The 14,400-nt window shown below is 64.5% G+C and carries 15 protein-coding genes; 9 read left to right on the forward strand and 6 right to left on the reverse strand.

Annotated elements, in window-relative coordinates:
* Positions 1–159 precede the first annotated feature (159 nt).
* Positions 160–372: a hypothetical protein gene (locus ABD678_RS06960; RefSeq protein ID WP_344755094.1), complete on the forward strand. Its 213-nt coding sequence runs from the start codon at positions 160–162 to the stop codon at positions 370–372.
* Positions 373–464: 92 nt separating this feature from the next.
* On the opposite strand, the gene ABD678_RS06965 is transcribed toward ABD678_RS06960, so the two are convergent.
* On the reverse strand, positions 465–1,118 hold the full coding sequence (locus tag ABD678_RS06965) for a TetR/AcrR family transcriptional regulator (RefSeq protein WP_344755096.1): 654 nt from the start codon (positions 1,116–1,118) through the stop codon (positions 465–467).
* A gap of 64 nt (positions 1,119–1,182) precedes the next feature.
* On the opposite strand from ABD678_RS06965, the gene ABD678_RS06970 reads away from it, so the two are divergent.
* The 5 genes from ABD678_RS06970 to ABD678_RS06990 all read left to right on the forward strand — a co-directional run bounded on the left by ABD678_RS06970 (position 1,183) and on the right by ABD678_RS06990 (position 4,984).
* On the forward strand, positions 1,183–2,487 hold the full coding sequence (locus ABD678_RS06970) for a nucleotide disphospho-sugar-binding domain-containing protein (protein ID WP_344755098.1): 1,305 nt from the start codon (positions 1,183–1,185) through the stop codon (positions 2,485–2,487).
* A gap of 58 nt (positions 2,488–2,545) precedes the next feature.
* A complete protein-coding gene (locus ABD678_RS06975) occupies positions 2,546–2,974 on the forward strand; it encodes a hypothetical protein (RefSeq protein ID WP_344755100.1) in 429 nt (142 codons plus the stop codon).
* Entirely contained in the window at positions 2,968–3,216 is a 249-nt protein-coding gene (locus ABD678_RS06980; RefSeq protein WP_344755102.1) for a helix-turn-helix transcriptional regulator, read from the forward strand. The genes ABD678_RS06975 and ABD678_RS06980 overlap by 7 nt, the downstream gene beginning before the upstream one ends.
* Complete coding sequence (locus tag ABD678_RS06985) at positions 3,213–4,181, forward strand: NAD(P)-dependent alcohol dehydrogenase (protein ID WP_344755104.1); 969 nt, start codon at positions 3,213–3,215, stop codon at positions 4,179–4,181. The genes ABD678_RS06980 and ABD678_RS06985 overlap by 4 nt, the downstream gene beginning before the upstream one ends.
* A 383-nt stretch (positions 4,182–4,564) precedes the next feature.
* A complete protein-coding gene (locus ABD678_RS06990; protein WP_344755106.1) occupies positions 4,565–4,984 on the forward strand; it encodes an NYN domain-containing protein in 420 nt (139 codons plus the stop codon).
* A gap of 164 nt (positions 4,985–5,148) precedes the next feature.
* On the opposite strand, the gene ABD678_RS06995 is transcribed toward ABD678_RS06990, so the two are convergent.
* The 4 genes from ABD678_RS06995 to ABD678_RS07010 form a co-directional block, all read right to left on the reverse strand.
* Complete coding sequence (locus tag ABD678_RS06995; protein ID WP_344757112.1) at positions 5,149–5,532, reverse strand: type II toxin-antitoxin system VapC family toxin; 384 nt, start codon at positions 5,530–5,532, stop codon at positions 5,149–5,151.
* Positions 5,529–5,786 (reverse strand): hypothetical protein, encoded by a 258-nt coding sequence (locus ABD678_RS07000; protein ID WP_344755108.1) that lies wholly within the window; start codon positions 5,784–5,786, stop codon positions 5,529–5,531. Before ABD678_RS07000 ends, ABD678_RS06995 begins: the two co-directional genes overlap by 4 nt.
* 50 nt (positions 5,787–5,836) lie before the next feature.
* Complete coding sequence (locus ABD678_RS07005) at positions 5,837–6,382, reverse strand: hypothetical protein (RefSeq protein WP_344755110.1); 546 nt, start codon at positions 6,380–6,382, stop codon at positions 5,837–5,839.
* 99 nt (positions 6,383–6,481) lie between these two features.
* Positions 6,482–6,943 carry a hypothetical protein gene (locus tag ABD678_RS07010; RefSeq protein ID WP_344755112.1) on the reverse strand — a complete coding sequence of 154 codons (462 nt, stop codon included), beginning with the start codon at positions 6,941–6,943 and terminating at the stop codon, positions 6,482–6,484.
* 109 nt (positions 6,944–7,052) lie between these two features.
* On the opposite strand from ABD678_RS07010, the gene ABD678_RS07015 reads away from it, so the two are divergent.
* Positions 7,053–7,250 carry a hypothetical protein gene (locus ABD678_RS07015; RefSeq protein WP_344755114.1) on the forward strand — a complete coding sequence of 66 codons (198 nt, stop codon included), beginning with the start codon at positions 7,053–7,055 and terminating at the stop codon, positions 7,248–7,250.
* Between the two features lie 43 nt (positions 7,251–7,293).
* Positions 7,294–7,776, forward strand: coding sequence for an 8-oxo-dGTP diphosphatase (locus ABD678_RS07020; protein ID WP_344755116.1), 483 nt, complete (start codon positions 7,294–7,296; stop codon positions 7,774–7,776).
* On the opposite strand, the gene ABD678_RS07025 is transcribed toward ABD678_RS07020, so the two are convergent.
* On the reverse strand, positions 7,773–8,645 hold the full coding sequence (locus ABD678_RS07025) for a YDG/SRA domain-containing protein (RefSeq protein ID WP_344755118.1): 873 nt from the start codon (positions 8,643–8,645) through the stop codon (positions 7,773–7,775). The genes ABD678_RS07020 and ABD678_RS07025 overlap by 4 nt on opposite strands.
* Before the next feature lie 121 nt (positions 8,646–8,766).
* Here ABD678_RS07025 and ABD678_RS07030 point away from each other — a divergent pair, with 121 nt between their 5' ends.
* Positions 8,767–14,247 (forward strand): hypothetical protein, encoded by a 5,481-nt coding sequence (locus ABD678_RS07030; RefSeq protein WP_344755121.1) that lies wholly within the window; start codon positions 8,767–8,769, stop codon positions 14,245–14,247.
* Positions 14,248–14,400: the final 153 nt, after the last annotated feature.

Genomic DNA, 14,400 nt, shown 5'->3' on the forward strand with positions numbered 1-14,400 from the left:
CGTCATGACCGAGCGATCCGCTGGTTGAGTAGTCGCCGCAGGCGACGTATCGAAACCCGCCGTCGCGACACCTCGATTTCGATACGCCCGCTCCGCGGGCTACTCAATCGGCGGTAGCTACTCTGGCCAAGCCGACCTCCGATTCACTACGGTGTCGTCATGGACCCTAACCCACCTGTTCCCTTCGACTTCGGCATGATCGCCGGGTTCGGCATCGTGTTCTTCGTCATCTGGCTCGTCGTGACGGCACTCATTGTGCTGCTCGCGATCTGGATCCAGTACACGATCGTGTGGCGGGCCGTGCGCCGCGGCATGCGCGAGTTCCACTACGGCGGCAAGGACGCGCCGCAGGCGCTCCCGCCCGTCCAGTAGCCTCCCGACTTGCGCGGTCGGGGGCCCAGATCCTCAGACACGCGACGCTAGGGCCTCTCGCAGTGCGAGACGGAACAGCAGGGCCCCCGGTGTCAGGAGTCGGTGGGGGAGAGCACGAGCTGCCGCACCGACGCCTCGAGCCAGGTCGTGTAGCGCGCGTGACTCCAGCCGGCCTGGGCCACCAGTTGCTGGTGACCCTCGGCGGAGATCACGAACGACAGCACATCGGCCAACCGGTTGCGTGCGGAGTCGGTGGTGATCATGTCGCGCCGGTCGAGTTCTGCGATCGCGGTGCGGCAGTCCTGAAGCTTCCGCGACAGCAGATCGTCCATCTCGAACTTGGCGAGGGGATCTGAGGCCGCCGCCGCGGTGAACGCCGCCCACAGCGCGCTCGTGCGCGCGTTGGCGTCGGCGATGAACCTGACCATGGTGCTCAGGAACTCGTCGTTGTCGGCAATCCCGAGGGTGGCGCGCCCCGCCTCGCTGTCGACGATGTTCTCGTGGCTCTCGTTGCCGGAGAAAGCCTGCTCGAATGCTCCGATCAGCAGTGCGCTCTTCGGGCCGTTGAGCTTCACGGTCTCCACCGAGACGCCGGCGGCGACGGCGATGTCGCGCAGGGAGGTGCCGGCGAAGCCCGCCTCGGCGAAGCATCCGGCCGCCGCGTCGAGGATGCGCTGCCGGGTGTTCGCCGCCTGCTCCTCTCGAAGCGGCGAGCGGTAATCGCGAGAGGTTTTCGTCGCTGCCATATTGACTCCCTTATCGGTGTAGTGAATACTATCCCGTGACACCGAAGTCTAACAAAGGATCATCATGGCATCCATTCTGTTGTGCGCCACCCCCGTGCACGGGCACGTCACGCCGCTGCTCGCGGTCGCCGCCTTCCTCGTCGAGCGCGGCCATCGGGTGCGTTTTCTCACCGGTTCGCGCTATCGGGAGAAGGTCGAGGCGACCGGCGCCGATTATCTGCCGCTGCCGGCGGAGGCCGACTACGACGGCAGCAACCTGGATGCCGCCTTCCCCGGGCGGGTCGGCTTGTCCGGGCCGGCCGGCATCCGGTTCGACCTCAGCACGATCTTCCTCAAGCCCGCGCCGGCCCAGTTGCGCGCCGTCGATGCGGCGATCAGGGCCGAGAAGCCGGATGCTGTGCTGGTCGAGGGCCTCTTCCTCGGCGCAGCGATGCTGGTGGCGCGCCCGCGCGAGACCCGGCCACCGGTGGTGATCCTCGGCATCGTGCCGCTGAGCGTCGAGAGCGTCGACACCGCTCCCTACGGCCTCGGCGTGATGCCGAAGCCCGGTGTGATCGGGCGGGTGCGCAACGCGCTGCTCGCGGTGCTCGCCAAGAGAATCGTGTTCGGCTCCTTGCAGAAGCTGGCGGAGCGCACGGTGCTCGATGCCACGGGATACCCGCTTCGCACTTTCTTCCTCAACTACCCTGCGCTCGCGGACGCGGTCGTGCAGTTCACGGTGCCGAGCTTCGAATACCCGCGTCGCGACCTGCCGGAGACCGTGCACTTCGTCGGGCCGGTGTCGCGGAGCGCCACCTCCACGCAGGCGCTGCCCGAATGGTGGGACGAGTTGGACGGCTCCCGTCGGGTGATCCACGTCACCCAGGGCACCGTCGCCAACATGGACTACGACGAGCTGATCGCCCCGTCGATGGCCGGGTTGGCGGACGAGAACGTGCTCGTCGTGGTGAGCACGGGCGGGCGGGATGTCGCGACGCTGCCGCATCCGTTGCCGGCGAATGTGCGCGCATCCGAGTACCTGCCCTATGACAAGCTGCTGCCGTTGACGGATGTTCTGGTCACCAACGGCGGATACGGCGGGGTGCACTACGCGATGGAGTACGGCGTGCCGCTCGTGGCGGCCGGGCTCAGCGAGGACAAGACCGAGGTGACGGCGCGGGTGCAGTGGTCGGGGGCGGGGATCAACCTGAAGACGAACCATCCGAAGCCCCCGCAGGTGCGCGACGCCGTGCGGCGTGTGCTCGCCGATCCGAGCTATGGGAAGGTGAGCGCGCGCATCGGTGCCGACATCGTGGCGTCGCCCGGTCTGGCCGGCCTCGAGGAAGTCGTCCTGACGCTGGCGGGGGCCGACGCTGTCGGGAGTATTTGACATCAAGTAAAAGATTCTTTACAGTGACCATGTCAATAATCTTGTACAAGGAGTTCACATGGCATCCGAAGAACGCAACGCCTGGCAGTTCGGGATCCTCGCGATCGTGGCCTACACGGTCTATGTCGCGGTCATCCTGGGTCGCGCCGCGGGCGCACCCCTCGTCGAGGTAGAGTTCGCCTGGCCGATGATCTGGACGATCCTCGGCTCGATCGCGGCATCCATCGTTATCGCGATTCTCCTGGGCACGCTCTTCCCGAGAACCGTCCAGAAGCCGGATGTCCGCGACAAGCAGATCGGCCGCTTCGGCGACCACGTGGGCCAGGGCTTCGTCATCGCGGGCGCGCTCGCGGCGATGCTCATGGCGATCGCCGACTGGGACCGCTTCTGGATCGCGAACGTCATCTACCTCGGCTTCGTGCTCTCGGCGGTGCTCTCGTCGGTCGCGAAGATCGTGGCCTACCGCAAGGGGTTCCAGCCGTGGTGAAACCGACGATGGTGACCAACGACATCCGGACCCTGCGGTTCACGCACGGCGAGATGACGCAGGCCGAGCTGGCCGACCGTGTCGGGATGACGCGGCAGACGATCATCGCGATCGAGCAGGGGCGGTATTCGCCGTCACTCGAGGTCGCGTTCCAGATCGCGCGGGTGTTCGGGGTTCCGCTCGATGAGGTTTTTCAGTATCCGGATGCCGACGCGGCTCCGCAGGGAAAGGCAGGCAAGTGAAGGCGATCATGCAGGACTCCTACGGCTCGGCCGACGTGCTCGAGTTGCGCGAGGTGGAGCGGCCCGTGCCGGCGGCGGATGAGGTGCTCATCCGGGTGAAGGCGGCCGGTGTCAACATGGCCGATTGGCACGTGATGACGGGGGAGCCGACGTTCGCCCGGTTGTTCCTCGGCTTCGGGGGCCCGAGGGAGAAGACGCGGGGTTCGGATGTCGCGGGTGTCGTTGAGGAGGTCGGCTCGGCTGTGACGCGGTTCCGCGTGGGCGATGAGGTCTTCGGCTCGGCGTCGGGGTCGTTCGCGGAGTTCGCGGTGGCCCGCGAGAAGCGGGTGGTTCTGAAACCGGAGAGCGTGCTGTTCGTGCAGGCGGCCGCAGTGTCGATGGCGGGCTACACGGCGTTGCAGGCGCTGCGCGCTGCGGGCGTGGTCGAGGGTGTGGAGGCCGGCATCCGGGTGCTCGTGGTCGGCGCCGGGGGCGGGGTCGGTTCGTTCGCGGTGCAGCTCGCGAAGCATGTCGGGGCGCACGTCACGGGCGTGTGCAGCACGGGCAAGGTCGAGCTCGTGCGTTCGCTCGGCGCGGATGCGGTCATCGACTACACGTCCGAGCCCGTGACGGGGGAGTTCGACGTCGTGATCGACATCGCGGGTGGACGGTCGCCGGCCGAGTCCCGCAGGCTCCTCGCGCCGAAGGGCGTTCTCGTGATCGTCGGCGGCGAGGGCGGTGGCAAGGTGCTCGGACTGGCCGGCCGCAGCCTCGCGGCGCCGTTCCTGTCGATGTTCGCGAGCCAGAAGCTCGTCGGCCTGTTCGCGACCGAGTCCGCGGATGACCTGGCCGCCCTGGCCGAGCTCCTCGCCTCCGGCGCGATCACCCCGGCCATCGACCGCACGTTCCCGCTCGCCGAGGCACCGGATGCGATCCGGCACCTGGCGGCCGGCCGTGCGGCCGGGAAAGTTGTGGTGGCTCCCTAGGCTCGCGGGCGAGTTATCCACACGGGGAGCATTCTTTCGAACCATCTGGCGGGATATCGCTAACGTGGCGTCATGCGTGTCGGCGTCTACATTGACGGGTTCAACTTGTACTACGGCGCACGCGGGATTTGCGGGCGATCGACTCCGGGATGGCGGTGGCTCGATCTAAGGGCCCTCTCGGCGAACCTTCTTCAGCAGCAATCGAACTGGTCAAATGCAATTGTGGAGCGAGTGGTGTTTTGCACCGCGCGCATCAGCGGGGGTGACAATCCGGGTGGCCAGCGTGATCAGGATGTCTACCTGCGTGCTCTGAGGGAGGCTGGCTCCGCGGACGAGCAGTCGATGGGCCACTATGTTTCGCGAACGTCTACTGTCCCGCTTGCGTGCCCGACAAGAAAGGGCGGCCAGTGTTAACGAAGCCCGCCTGGCCGGTCATGGTGAAGGACGTTTCGGGTCAGCCGCGGCCCGACTCAGTATTCATGGTGTCGGTCGCTCGGCGCGAGGAGAAGGGCTCCGACGTCAACGTCGCTTCCCATCTACTACTTGACGTGCTCAGCAATCGAGTTGATGCGGCGATCGTGATCAGCAATGACAGCGACTTGGCCTTCCCCGTTAAGGAAGTGCGCCGCCGCGTGCCGGTGGGGCTCGTCAATCCGACCAGAAACTTTCCCGCTGGGCGAATGAATGGGTCCGCGAGCGATGGTGTCGGCCAGCATTGGTGGTACCAGCTGCGGAAGACCGACTTCGAAGATGCACAGCTACCGGATCCGGTCGGCTCAATCTTCCGGCCTGTGGGCTGGTGAACGCGCCTTCGCGCAATCTCGGGTAAGCTAACTGCTACACCGCTCGGCCCCTCTGGGGCCGAGTTTTCTTTAACTGGTACTGGGGCCTCGAGCGCCGCTGGTTGATGGATCGCCGAAGGCGATCGTCTCCAAACCAACTCACGATGACCACGAGGGGATCTGCCTCACCGAAGCGTTCCCACCCCGATACTCTCAGCGGCGCGAGTGAGCTGCTGATCGAAGGTCGCGAGCGGCAGCCCCTCCAGCTGCGCGACGGCCAGCACGCAGCAGTCCGGCATCCGGAGCCCGGTGGTGGCTCGTAGTTCGGCGAGGATCAGCGGCTCGCTGGCTGAGGCTTGGTGCGCGGCTACGCCGATAGTGGTGAGGTTGTCGAGTAGCTGGCTGCCGCGTCCGGTTCGTACGGCACCGACGAGTACTTCGGCGAGGGTGAGTTGATGCATCCGGAATCCGTGGACGGCGTGGTCTTCGAGCAACTCCGCGGCACGCTGGTGATGGCGGTCGTTCGGGTCGAGGAAGGCAATGACGACGCTTGCGTCGAGAACGATCATGCTGGCCAATCGGTGCGAAGATCCTCCAAGTAGCCGGGGCCGTAGGCATCCGGTTCGCTTCCCTGCAGGCGCTTAAGGGCGGCTAGTCGGATTTCTAGCGCGGCATCCTGCGCGAGCGCTTCGCCACCGGCGGTGATTGTGCGGACGATGAGGCGAGACCGTGGCTCGTTCGGCCACCGTTTTGCGGCTTCGTCGAGGGCGCGCGCGACGTCGTCGGTCTCGGTGACCTGGTAGCGGCGGCGGGATGTCGGCATGAAAGCATGGTACCACCGAGGCTCGAGGTGGTACACCGTTGCGCTCGGTGTCATGACTCGTCAGTCGTGGTGGCCTCGTAGCGCTCCCGGTTGCGGCGGAGCATCTCGTCGTGCTGAGTGCAGGCCAGGCAGGCGCAGGGGTATTCATGCGGCCCCGGAATCGTGGCATTGCGCGGTAGGTGCTCATAACCGAAGTAGTCCCGAAAGCTGTAGCGCGGCCCGTCGCTGTAGATGCTTTTCCCGTTGGAGAAGTAGATGCTCAGGAGCTCATGCTCGATGAGTTCCGGCGCCAGTCGGAGGGTTTCGGAGAAGTGCTCGAACGGTTCGCTGTAGCCGCCGTGAAGTTCGGTGTCGAGGTGGGCGACCGCGTAATAAGTGACGGGGCGGAGGGCGCGCTTGTTCAACGCCTTCACAAACTTCGGAATGCGGTTCTCGATCGCGTCGGAGGCATCGCCGCCGACTTTCGCCATGTGCTGGTTGCGCAGGTTCTCATCCAGGGCGAGGACCCAGGTGCCATTCCCTCCCTTGGCGTGAGGTTTGGCGAAGAGCTTGGGCGCAAAAAGTTCGAACAGGTCATAGCCGGCTTCGATGATCATGGGGCGAGGGTACAGAGGCCCGAATAGCAGGGTGCTGCAACTGCCTAAACTGGGGAAAGTGTGCAGGTCTGTGCAGCTGTGAGGGAGGGGATGTTGAACCTAAAATTCAGTCCCGAGCACAAACGGCGCGAGCGCCTCGCGGAGCTTCGCATTTAGGGTCGCTGTGTAGTACCGGTGCTTCTCCTTCCACTCCTTGGTATTCAGGAAGGTCGTGTGCTGCCCGCATAGTTCAACGAGCGCATCGTGCTCGATGAGGTACCAGGTCTCTTTCGCGCGAAAGGCTATGTAGAGGGCCTTCGATTGGTACTTCTTGTGAATCTCGAGTCCAGCCTTGAGTTGGACGTTCAATGTTCGGTCGCCATGATGGTGGTAGGCAAGGAAGTCCGCACCCTGCCAGTCGTCGGCGAGTTTGATGCAGTTAAATCCGAACTCGGCGAGAAGCGCAGCAACCTTCTGGAAGTTGTAGATCTCTTTCTGGTTCGCGTTGAGTTCGGCGTATTTGATCTGTGGCCACCTCGAGACGGGGCCAAGCGGCGTTGTAGGTTGCGTGTGTTCGGTCATGAAGTTTAGTTTCCTTCATCGCATGAAGACTGGGCGCCTGCGGCAGTCGTTGCCGCGCCCTGCTTTCGTGTATGAGTCGACATGGGACAGCCTCGACTATGTTCGGGTCATGTTCAATGACTACCTCGGAAACTATGCCGGTCTCGGAATCGTCCTCCTGATCATCTACCTCGTTGTCTCCTTGGCGATGATTGGGGTCTTCATCTGGATCATGTATTCGATCATCTGGCGGGCAGTGCGTCGTGGGATGCGCGAGTTCTACGCCGAAACGGATCTGCCTCCGAGTGCTCGCTTCACGTCGCCATAGTTGTCGGGGGAGCGTGCATTCGCGCGACGGATAACCTTTCACCATGGCTCTTCCCGAGGTATGCGTCTGCTACCTCATCCGGGAGACCGCGCATGGAGCCGAGGTGTTGCTCGGCCGCAAGAAGACCGGCCTCGGTCGCGGCAAGCTGGTCGGCCCGGGAGGGAAGCTTGAGCCCGGTGAGTCGTCGACGGATGCCGTCGTGCGCGAGGTCGCCGAGGAGGTCGGGGTGGTCGTCGATGCTGACGCGCTCGAGCCCATCGGTGAGCTGACCTACCCGTTTCCGCATCATCCGGAATGGAGTCAGAAGTCGTGGGCGTTCGTGTGTCGTCGATGGGCGGGGGAGCCGAAGCCATCCGTCGAGCTCGAGCCCGAGTGGCATCCGCTCGACGCCATCCCGCTCGACGGGATGTGGGATGACGCGAAGCACTGGCTGCCGAACGCGCTGCGAGGGGAGTACGTCGTCGCGACGTTCGCGTTTGCCGAGGATGGCGAGACCATCGAGTCGACGGACTGGGTCCCGCGCTAAGCGAATCCCCACTGCGACCGGTGGTACTGTGCGTTAGCAATGTCGAGCTTGTGATCCTTGCGGAAGGTCAATTCGGCGAACGGGGTAAGGTCACTCGTCTTCGCCACCGTGAGGTCGTTGAGGATCACCATTCCGCCGATATCGAGCTGTGTGTGGTGGTTCGGGCAGAGGCAAAGAAGGTTGTTCAACGCATCAGCTCCCAGATGGGGTCGCCCAAGCGGTCGGACATGGGCACCTTCCGAGTAGTAGCGGTCGCTAATCCCGGGTATCGACGATTGGCATATCTGACAGTGGTGCTCGTAGAGGGCTTTCACTTCACGAGAGAGTTGAGTGTCGCGGATGCGGCGTGAGATCGTGCTGGTTGCGAATGCTGGATCCAGAACCGGCTCTTCCTCTGTCCATAGGTGCGCTTGTTCGGGGATCCGATCGAGTCGGAAGCGGACAATCTCCAAACCTTCGGCTCCCTCTTCAATCCACCAGTCGGTGACGAGGAAGAGTCCCGCGTACTGATATCCCGAGGGTGGGGCATAAGGGTTCGATCGGTGAGCGCCTCGCACGACGCGGACGGGGAGTCCTTCAACCTGGCTTGTGATGAGCCCAGCGTTTCCCGGTGCATCGACTGACTGGTTCTTGGTCTGCTTCGTGGCGCCCGGATCACGACCGCCGTGACCGGTGTAAATGATGTAGTCGCCGTAGTCTCGATCATCCACGTAGCCGCCCGAGACGACGATCGAGTCGGCGCCTTCCTGCTTGGCGCCGGAGATGCCGGCTTGGGTCGGGCGATGAACATGGGCGTCGTGCAGCTCGCGGCGGTCGACGAAGAGGTCGCCGACCTTGACGCCGTCGGGTGTGCCGAAGAATCTGGCCATTTTGCGTCCTCGCGCTCAGGAAAGTGAGCCTTTCATAGAGTGCCTGTTTATACCGAGCTTGGCGCGTTCTTGTTCGGTATGCCACTTTCGTCGATCTTTGCCTGGGGGAATCGATGGAGGTGTGAAGGCGCAGGTGACAGAACCGGATCATCGTTCGGTCGTCGAGCTTCCTCAAATAAGAGTGAAGGAACCAGAGGTCGCAGGTTCAAATCCTGTCAGCCCGACATTTGTCAGCCCGACACCGAAGTACCGGAGATTCAAGGGTTTCCGGGACTTCGAAGGACTTTCACCCATCCCGGTCTTCTCGCTTTACCGTCTATGTCCAGTATTTCTGGACATAGACGGTAAAGTGTGTTTCATGGCAACGGCGGGAGAGACGCTCCAGGCGACACTCAGTGAGACTGAGTTCGGCGCTTTGAGGGTGCTCTCCGAAAGCACCGTCCCGCTTTCCGGCCGCAAAGTCGCGACCGCCTTGGGCATGTCGCCGACGGCGGCCAACGATGCGTTGTCCACATTGTCGGAAGCGGGATTCGCCACCTCACGGAAGTCAGGAAGGGCAACCCTGTGGCAGCTCGCTGTCTCGAACCCTTCCATCAGCGCCTGGTTGGCGGAAGCCGTGCCCGCTGACCGGGCACCCTCGACTGGGTCAAGCCCGTACTCGACGGGCGGGGGCGGCGTCCGTCTGGAGCACTCGTACGCAGCGTGCCTGATTGCTGGCCTCCTCGCGGGTTACGCACTTCCCGAACTCGGCGATGCCATATTGGTGGACTCGATTCGCCTCCAGGCCAGCGACTTGAGCGATGCTGACGACGTCGTGATCGAGGGTCGAGATGCTCACGGTGAGCGGCATCGTGCATCGCTTGCCGTGCGAAGGAACCCAGCCCTGACCACCAGCGACGATGCATCGGTCCCCCTCGTCCGGGACTTCCTGGCGATCGTGACAGATCACTGGACCGAGGTGTCCTCGGGCAGGTGGCGGCTCGTCCTAGCCGTGTCGACCAACGCGAATGCGGTGACCGAGCTCGCCGAATTGGCGGAACTCGCTCGTTCTCTCCCGACGTCAGCTGAACTGGCGGCCCGCCTGACGCAAGCGGGAAGGACCAATGCCCGCGTTCGTGGTCGGTATGACCAGCTCAAAGGTCTGGTGGAGCGGGCATCGGAGGGCCTCTCCTCAGCCGACGGGCTGACCGCGGAGGAGTTGACGTGGCGGCTCATCTCGAGTCTCAGCACGCGAAGCCTTCGCCTCGAGCGTACGGATAGGGCTGACCGAACGGCCGCGGTCAACATGCTGCAGCGAGTGCTTAGCGATGGCACGCCGGCCGCGGCCGATGCATTGTTCTCTCGCCTCGAGGAGCTTGTCGGTGAATGGGCCCCGCAGGCGGCCGTGCTCACTCAATCGCTGGTTCGACAAAAGCTGAGCAACTACTCGCTGGCGAGGTCCGCATCGTTCGCGTCCGCGTGGGGGTTGTTCGACCGACTCGGGACTCGACTTCGTGAATCCGTTCGCCCAGCTCTGCGGTCGGGCCAGCAGGCGCTCGAGCTTGAGCGCCCCGCCGAAAGAGCGCGGCTCGTCGAGGCCATGCGGTCAGTGGGTAAGTCCGTTGGCGCCCTTGCGGTCACCGGCGACCCCGACGTCGGGAAGTCGGCCTTGTCTCTGCGCGCGGTCGAGACGCTTGAACGGGAGGGTGCGGCCATCGTCAGCCTCAGCCTGCGCGACCTCCCGGTCACCGTGATGGAGCTCGAGGGGCAGTTGGGCGGCCACGCACTCGACGATGTGATGGCCGCGGGAGAAGTGCGACCTGTCCGACTTCTCCTCGTGGACGGCGCCGAGTCCGTTCTCGAAGGTAAGGGGCAGATGTTCCGCGCGATCATCGCGGCTGGCCTACGGGCTGGCTTCGGCGTGGTGAGCGTCACTCGCACCGACGGCTCTCGTCAAGTCCGGGATGAGATGACCAAAGCCCTCGAGCTGGCTGGGTCAAGCCTGTCGCCAGGCGAGCACCCCGTCGGGCCGTTGACCAACGACGAGCGTCAGGCTCTTCCGGAGGCATTCACGGCCCTTACGCGTCTGAGCGTTGACTCGCGCGCCAGTTGGGTGCTCGGACGGCTGGGACTGGTCGATGCGCTGTTGCGGACCGGCGCCTCACTCGCCCCTGGCGATCTGTTGTGCGAGGCCGACGTGTATTCCACAGTGTGGCGGAGTCTCATTCGCCGCGACGAGATCCACCCGCCGGGAGCCGCGTCCCCGGACGACCGCGATCAGGCCGCGCTGAGCGTCGCCAAGCGAATCCTCGGCATCGCCGCAGACCCTCCCCATGGAACCGGCGCCGCTGAACTGCGCTCCGACGGAGTCCTCCGGGTGCCCAACAACCCCGCGCTCGCCGCCGGCGATGAGTTCGCCACTGACCTGTTCCGCGACTTCGCTCTGTGTCGACTCTTCATCACGCAAGCGTGGGAGGCTCTCAGCTCGGCTGGGGCCCCGCGCTGGTCCATCCGCGCCGCCCGCCTCGGGTGTCAGGTCGCGCTGCTCGACCCCAACCGCGTAGACGCCTGGGCCAATCTCTCGGCGAGGTTCGGCGAGATTGCCAGCGCCCAGGGCGATCGATGGTTGGAAGTTCCCTACGAGGCCCTGCTCACCCTGGGGGATGCGGAGCCGGCCCTCCGCGAGCTGTGGGGGACTCTGACCGACAATGACTCAGCTGGCCTCGGCATCCTGCTCCGCCTCGCCGAGGTGCGGTACGTCCACGGGACGATCGGCGACGCGTTCGCTCTTGCGCCGCTGGTGAAGGTCGCATTTTGTGAACGGCCCAAGATCGAGCGCGGCCCACAGTTCGGCCGCCGGAACGTACACGAGGTCATCCGAGATCTCGTCCTGGCTTGGCTGCGCGGGATGGCGACCGTCAGTCCGCAGTCCGACCCTCTCCGCCAAGAAGTCCGCGACATCATCCTCGCTGGCGACCCACCCCTCTACGACGACTTCGCCATCGAGGCCCTCGCCTCTCTGGGCCCAGACATCGACGACAAGGCAGAGGCGTGGCTGCGGCAGGTTGGCAGCGACCGGCCGGGAGACCTCAACGCGGCCGTGGAGTCGTTCGCTGTCGTCGCGAGCATGTCGCAAGCACGGCCCAAGCTGCTGCTGGATCTCGCGGAGGCCTACTACATCGAGCTGCCCGATCCAGACGATCACTGGGGCGGTGGCCGTCTCGACGACGGCATCCGAGACTTCAAGCACGGACTCGGCGTCGGCTTCGGGATCCCGGGAGCCGCCTGGTACTACGGCCCCTTTTTCAGGTTGCTGAACACGATTCCCCGTGAGGCAATCGGCTTCATCAATCGAATGCTCGACCACGCGGCGAGAGTGCGCGTCGAGAAGACCTACGACTTCATCGACAAGCCGCAGGAGGCCGCCGAGCCAGCCGGCATCGAAATGGACGTCGCCGGCATCGGGGTGCGTCGCTACATCGGCGACAGCCACGTCTGGGCCTGGTATCGAGGATCGAGCGTCGGGCCGTACCCGTGCATGAGCGCGCTGCTTGCTCTTGAGCGATTCATCGACCACATGCTCGAGAGCTTGGACATCCCGGCACGAACCCTCCTCGAACTACTCCTGCGCGATTGCCACAACCTCGCCGTGCCGGGGCTGCTCGTCGGGTTCCTCACGAGGCACCCCGACCAAGTCGGTGATCTCCTTGACGTCTTCCTCGAGCACCCCGAGATCTGGCACCTCGAGACATCCCGCGTCGTGGGCGAGCACTTCCATGTGCGCGACCCGGACGCAGACAAGCTCACGGGCCTCGGCCGCCGATCGAACACCCCGCACCAGACCGTGGCCGGCATGGTGGTCAACGCGCGAGTCAACGGCGATGAAAAGCGTCTCGCCCAGCTCGTCGAGGTTGGGACTCACCTCGTCGACAACGCCAAGGCAACCCTCACGGGCGCAGCAGGCGATGCGGAGTACATCGCCATGATCGAAGGCTGGGCCGCCGGGTTCCGATTCAACAATTACCGCGCCAGCTCGACTCCGGACGGAGTCCTGATCGAGTTCGAGCGCCCCGCCGAAATCGAACAAATCCTCGCGCCCGGCAACCAGGAGCTGCAGACGGTCAACCTGATGTACGCGTTCCAGAATCGCTACGGGCGCTACAACGACGATCCCGAGAACTGGCCAGTGGAACACCTCGAGGAGGACCTCGCCGTCGCCCGACGGATGGACGACGAGGAGACGGTCCCCAAGAATTTCTACGGCCCTGAGAACGCCCTGGTGGCCGTCGCGGCGGCCGCAGTACACGCTGAAGCCATGGGTCTCGCCACCCTGGATCCGTCCAACCTCGCGTGGGCGGCGGGCGCCGTCATCTGGGCTGGCGAGAACCCCCAGGTCGACGGGATGGACTACAGCGGCTCGATGTTCTCGATGGGTGCAGACAGAGCAGCTGCCGCGTCCGTGCCGCTGCTCCTTCTCGCGCCGTTCGACGACCTGGGTCTGGACCGGCAGCAGATCGAGCGCTGCCTGCGATCCCTCGGGACCAGCGTCTTCGACGAGGTACGAGCAAACTACGTCAAAGGCACCCTCCCTGTTTGGGCTGCACCGTGCGACATCGACGCGGACACCAACCGCTGTCGTCGGCACGCCCCGGCGTGGGCCGCGGCAACAGCGGGCCTGATCGACTGCCGGCTCGGACCGTGGAATCGAGACGGACAGCGGCGGGAGTCCGATCCGCTGCCGCCACCATTCCACGAGTCGCTACTCCTCGTCGCCGACGGCGACCTACTCGTCAACCGACTACGCATGCCGCTCGCCTGCATGATCGACGCCCGCAACGTCGCGTGCCTTCAAATTGAAGTAGCAGAACTCTGGGCACCCCTGTGGGACGCCCACCGCAGAGGACTCGCCCACTGGTGGAAGGAGGGGTACGACCACTACGCACACATCACACACGAGCCCATCGCCCGTCGAATGATCGAGGTTGCGTTGGACGGCGACCGCGACATCATCGGTGCGCACATCGAGACCTTCGCTGCAGACTCAAACGCCCTGCATCTCCTCTTCGACGGGTTCGCCACGGTGTTCACCTATGACGGGGGCCTTCGGGCCCGCATGGCCGAGTTCTGGCCCTGGGCGCTCAAGATCGCCCTGGACACCGTCGGCGACGGAACCGAGCTCCGATCGCAACGGCACGGGTTCGACTACATGGCAGCGGCCCTGCTCCCTACCCCAAGCCCAAGGTCAGCGGACCCGGACATCGATGGCACTCTGGCAAGATGCCGTGAGACCTGGATTCAACCGGCTGACCTCGGCGACCTCCCCGACCGCTGGCTGCACCTCGCGCGTACGGAGGCAAAGGCCGTCGATGCAGTCGTCAAGTTCGCGAAAGGCGCCCCGCTTGCGTGGCAGACGACCGCCGCCCTCACCTGGATCGAGACGATCATCGACAGCCGCTTTGACCTGATCGCGAACCACCTGTGGCACCTCGAGGAATGGCTAACTGACCTTCGCAACGCTGGCGCGATAGTCGGTGGGGTCAAAACTCACTACCACCGAATCGTTGACGGGCTCGCCGCCGCGGGCGACCACGGAGCCGTCAGACTCCAGCAACTGGATGAATAAGGCATCCACTCACTCTTGCAGCTTGAGCGGGACGAGCCGTCGCGGGTCGAGCATCATCGCAACGTCATCGAGTGCTCTGTCGAAAACGGGAAACCTGCGAGCCTCCAGAATTTCAGGAAAAATCTCTCTGATCAGGGATTTCTCCAGAGGGAT

It is taken from the genome of Leifsonella bigeumensis, assembly GCF_039537265.1.
Lineage (GTDB): Bacteria > Actinomycetota > Actinomycetes > Actinomycetales > Microbacteriaceae > Terrimesophilobacter > Terrimesophilobacter bigeumensis.

Excerpts from the sequence above, each read along its gene's own strand:
- ABD678_RS07010 (WP_344755112.1), bottom strand. The coding sequence starts at position 6,943 with ATGACCGAACACACGCAACCTACAACGCCGCTTGGCCCCGTCTCGAGG.
- ABD678_RS07025 (WP_344755118.1), bottom strand. The coding sequence starts at position 8,645 with ATGGCCAGATTCTTCGGCACACCCGACGGCGTCAAGGTCGGCGACCTC.
- ABD678_RS07020 (WP_344755116.1), top strand. The coding sequence starts at position 7,294 with ATGGCTCTTCCCGAGGTATGCGTCTGCTACCTCATCCGGGAGACCGCG.
- ABD678_RS06975 (WP_344755100.1), top strand. The coding sequence starts at position 2,546 with ATGGCATCCGAAGAACGCAACGCCTGGCAGTTCGGGATCCTCGCGATC.
- ABD678_RS06960 (WP_344755094.1), top strand. The coding sequence starts at position 160 with ATGGACCCTAACCCACCTGTTCCCTTCGACTTCGGCATGATCGCCGGG.
- ABD678_RS07000 (WP_344755108.1), bottom strand. The coding sequence starts at position 5,786 with ATGCCGACATCCCGCCGCCGCTACCAGGTCACCGAGACCGACGACGTC.
- ABD678_RS06995 (WP_344757112.1), bottom strand. The coding sequence starts at position 5,532 with ATGATCGTTCTCGACGCAAGCGTCGTCATTGCCTTCCTCGACCCGAAC.
- ABD678_RS06970 (WP_344755098.1), top strand. The coding sequence starts at position 1,183 with ATGGCATCCATTCTGTTGTGCGCCACCCCCGTGCACGGGCACGTCACG.
- ABD678_RS07005 (WP_344755110.1), bottom strand. The coding sequence starts at position 6,382 with ATGATCATCGAAGCCGGCTATGACCTGTTCGAACTTTTTGCGCCCAAG.
- ABD678_RS07015 (WP_344755114.1), top strand. The coding sequence starts at position 7,053 with ATGTTCAATGACTACCTCGGAAACTATGCCGGTCTCGGAATCGTCCTC.
- ABD678_RS06965 (WP_344755096.1), bottom strand. The coding sequence starts at position 1,118 with ATGGCAGCGACGAAAACCTCTCGCGATTACCGCTCGCCGCTTCGAGAG.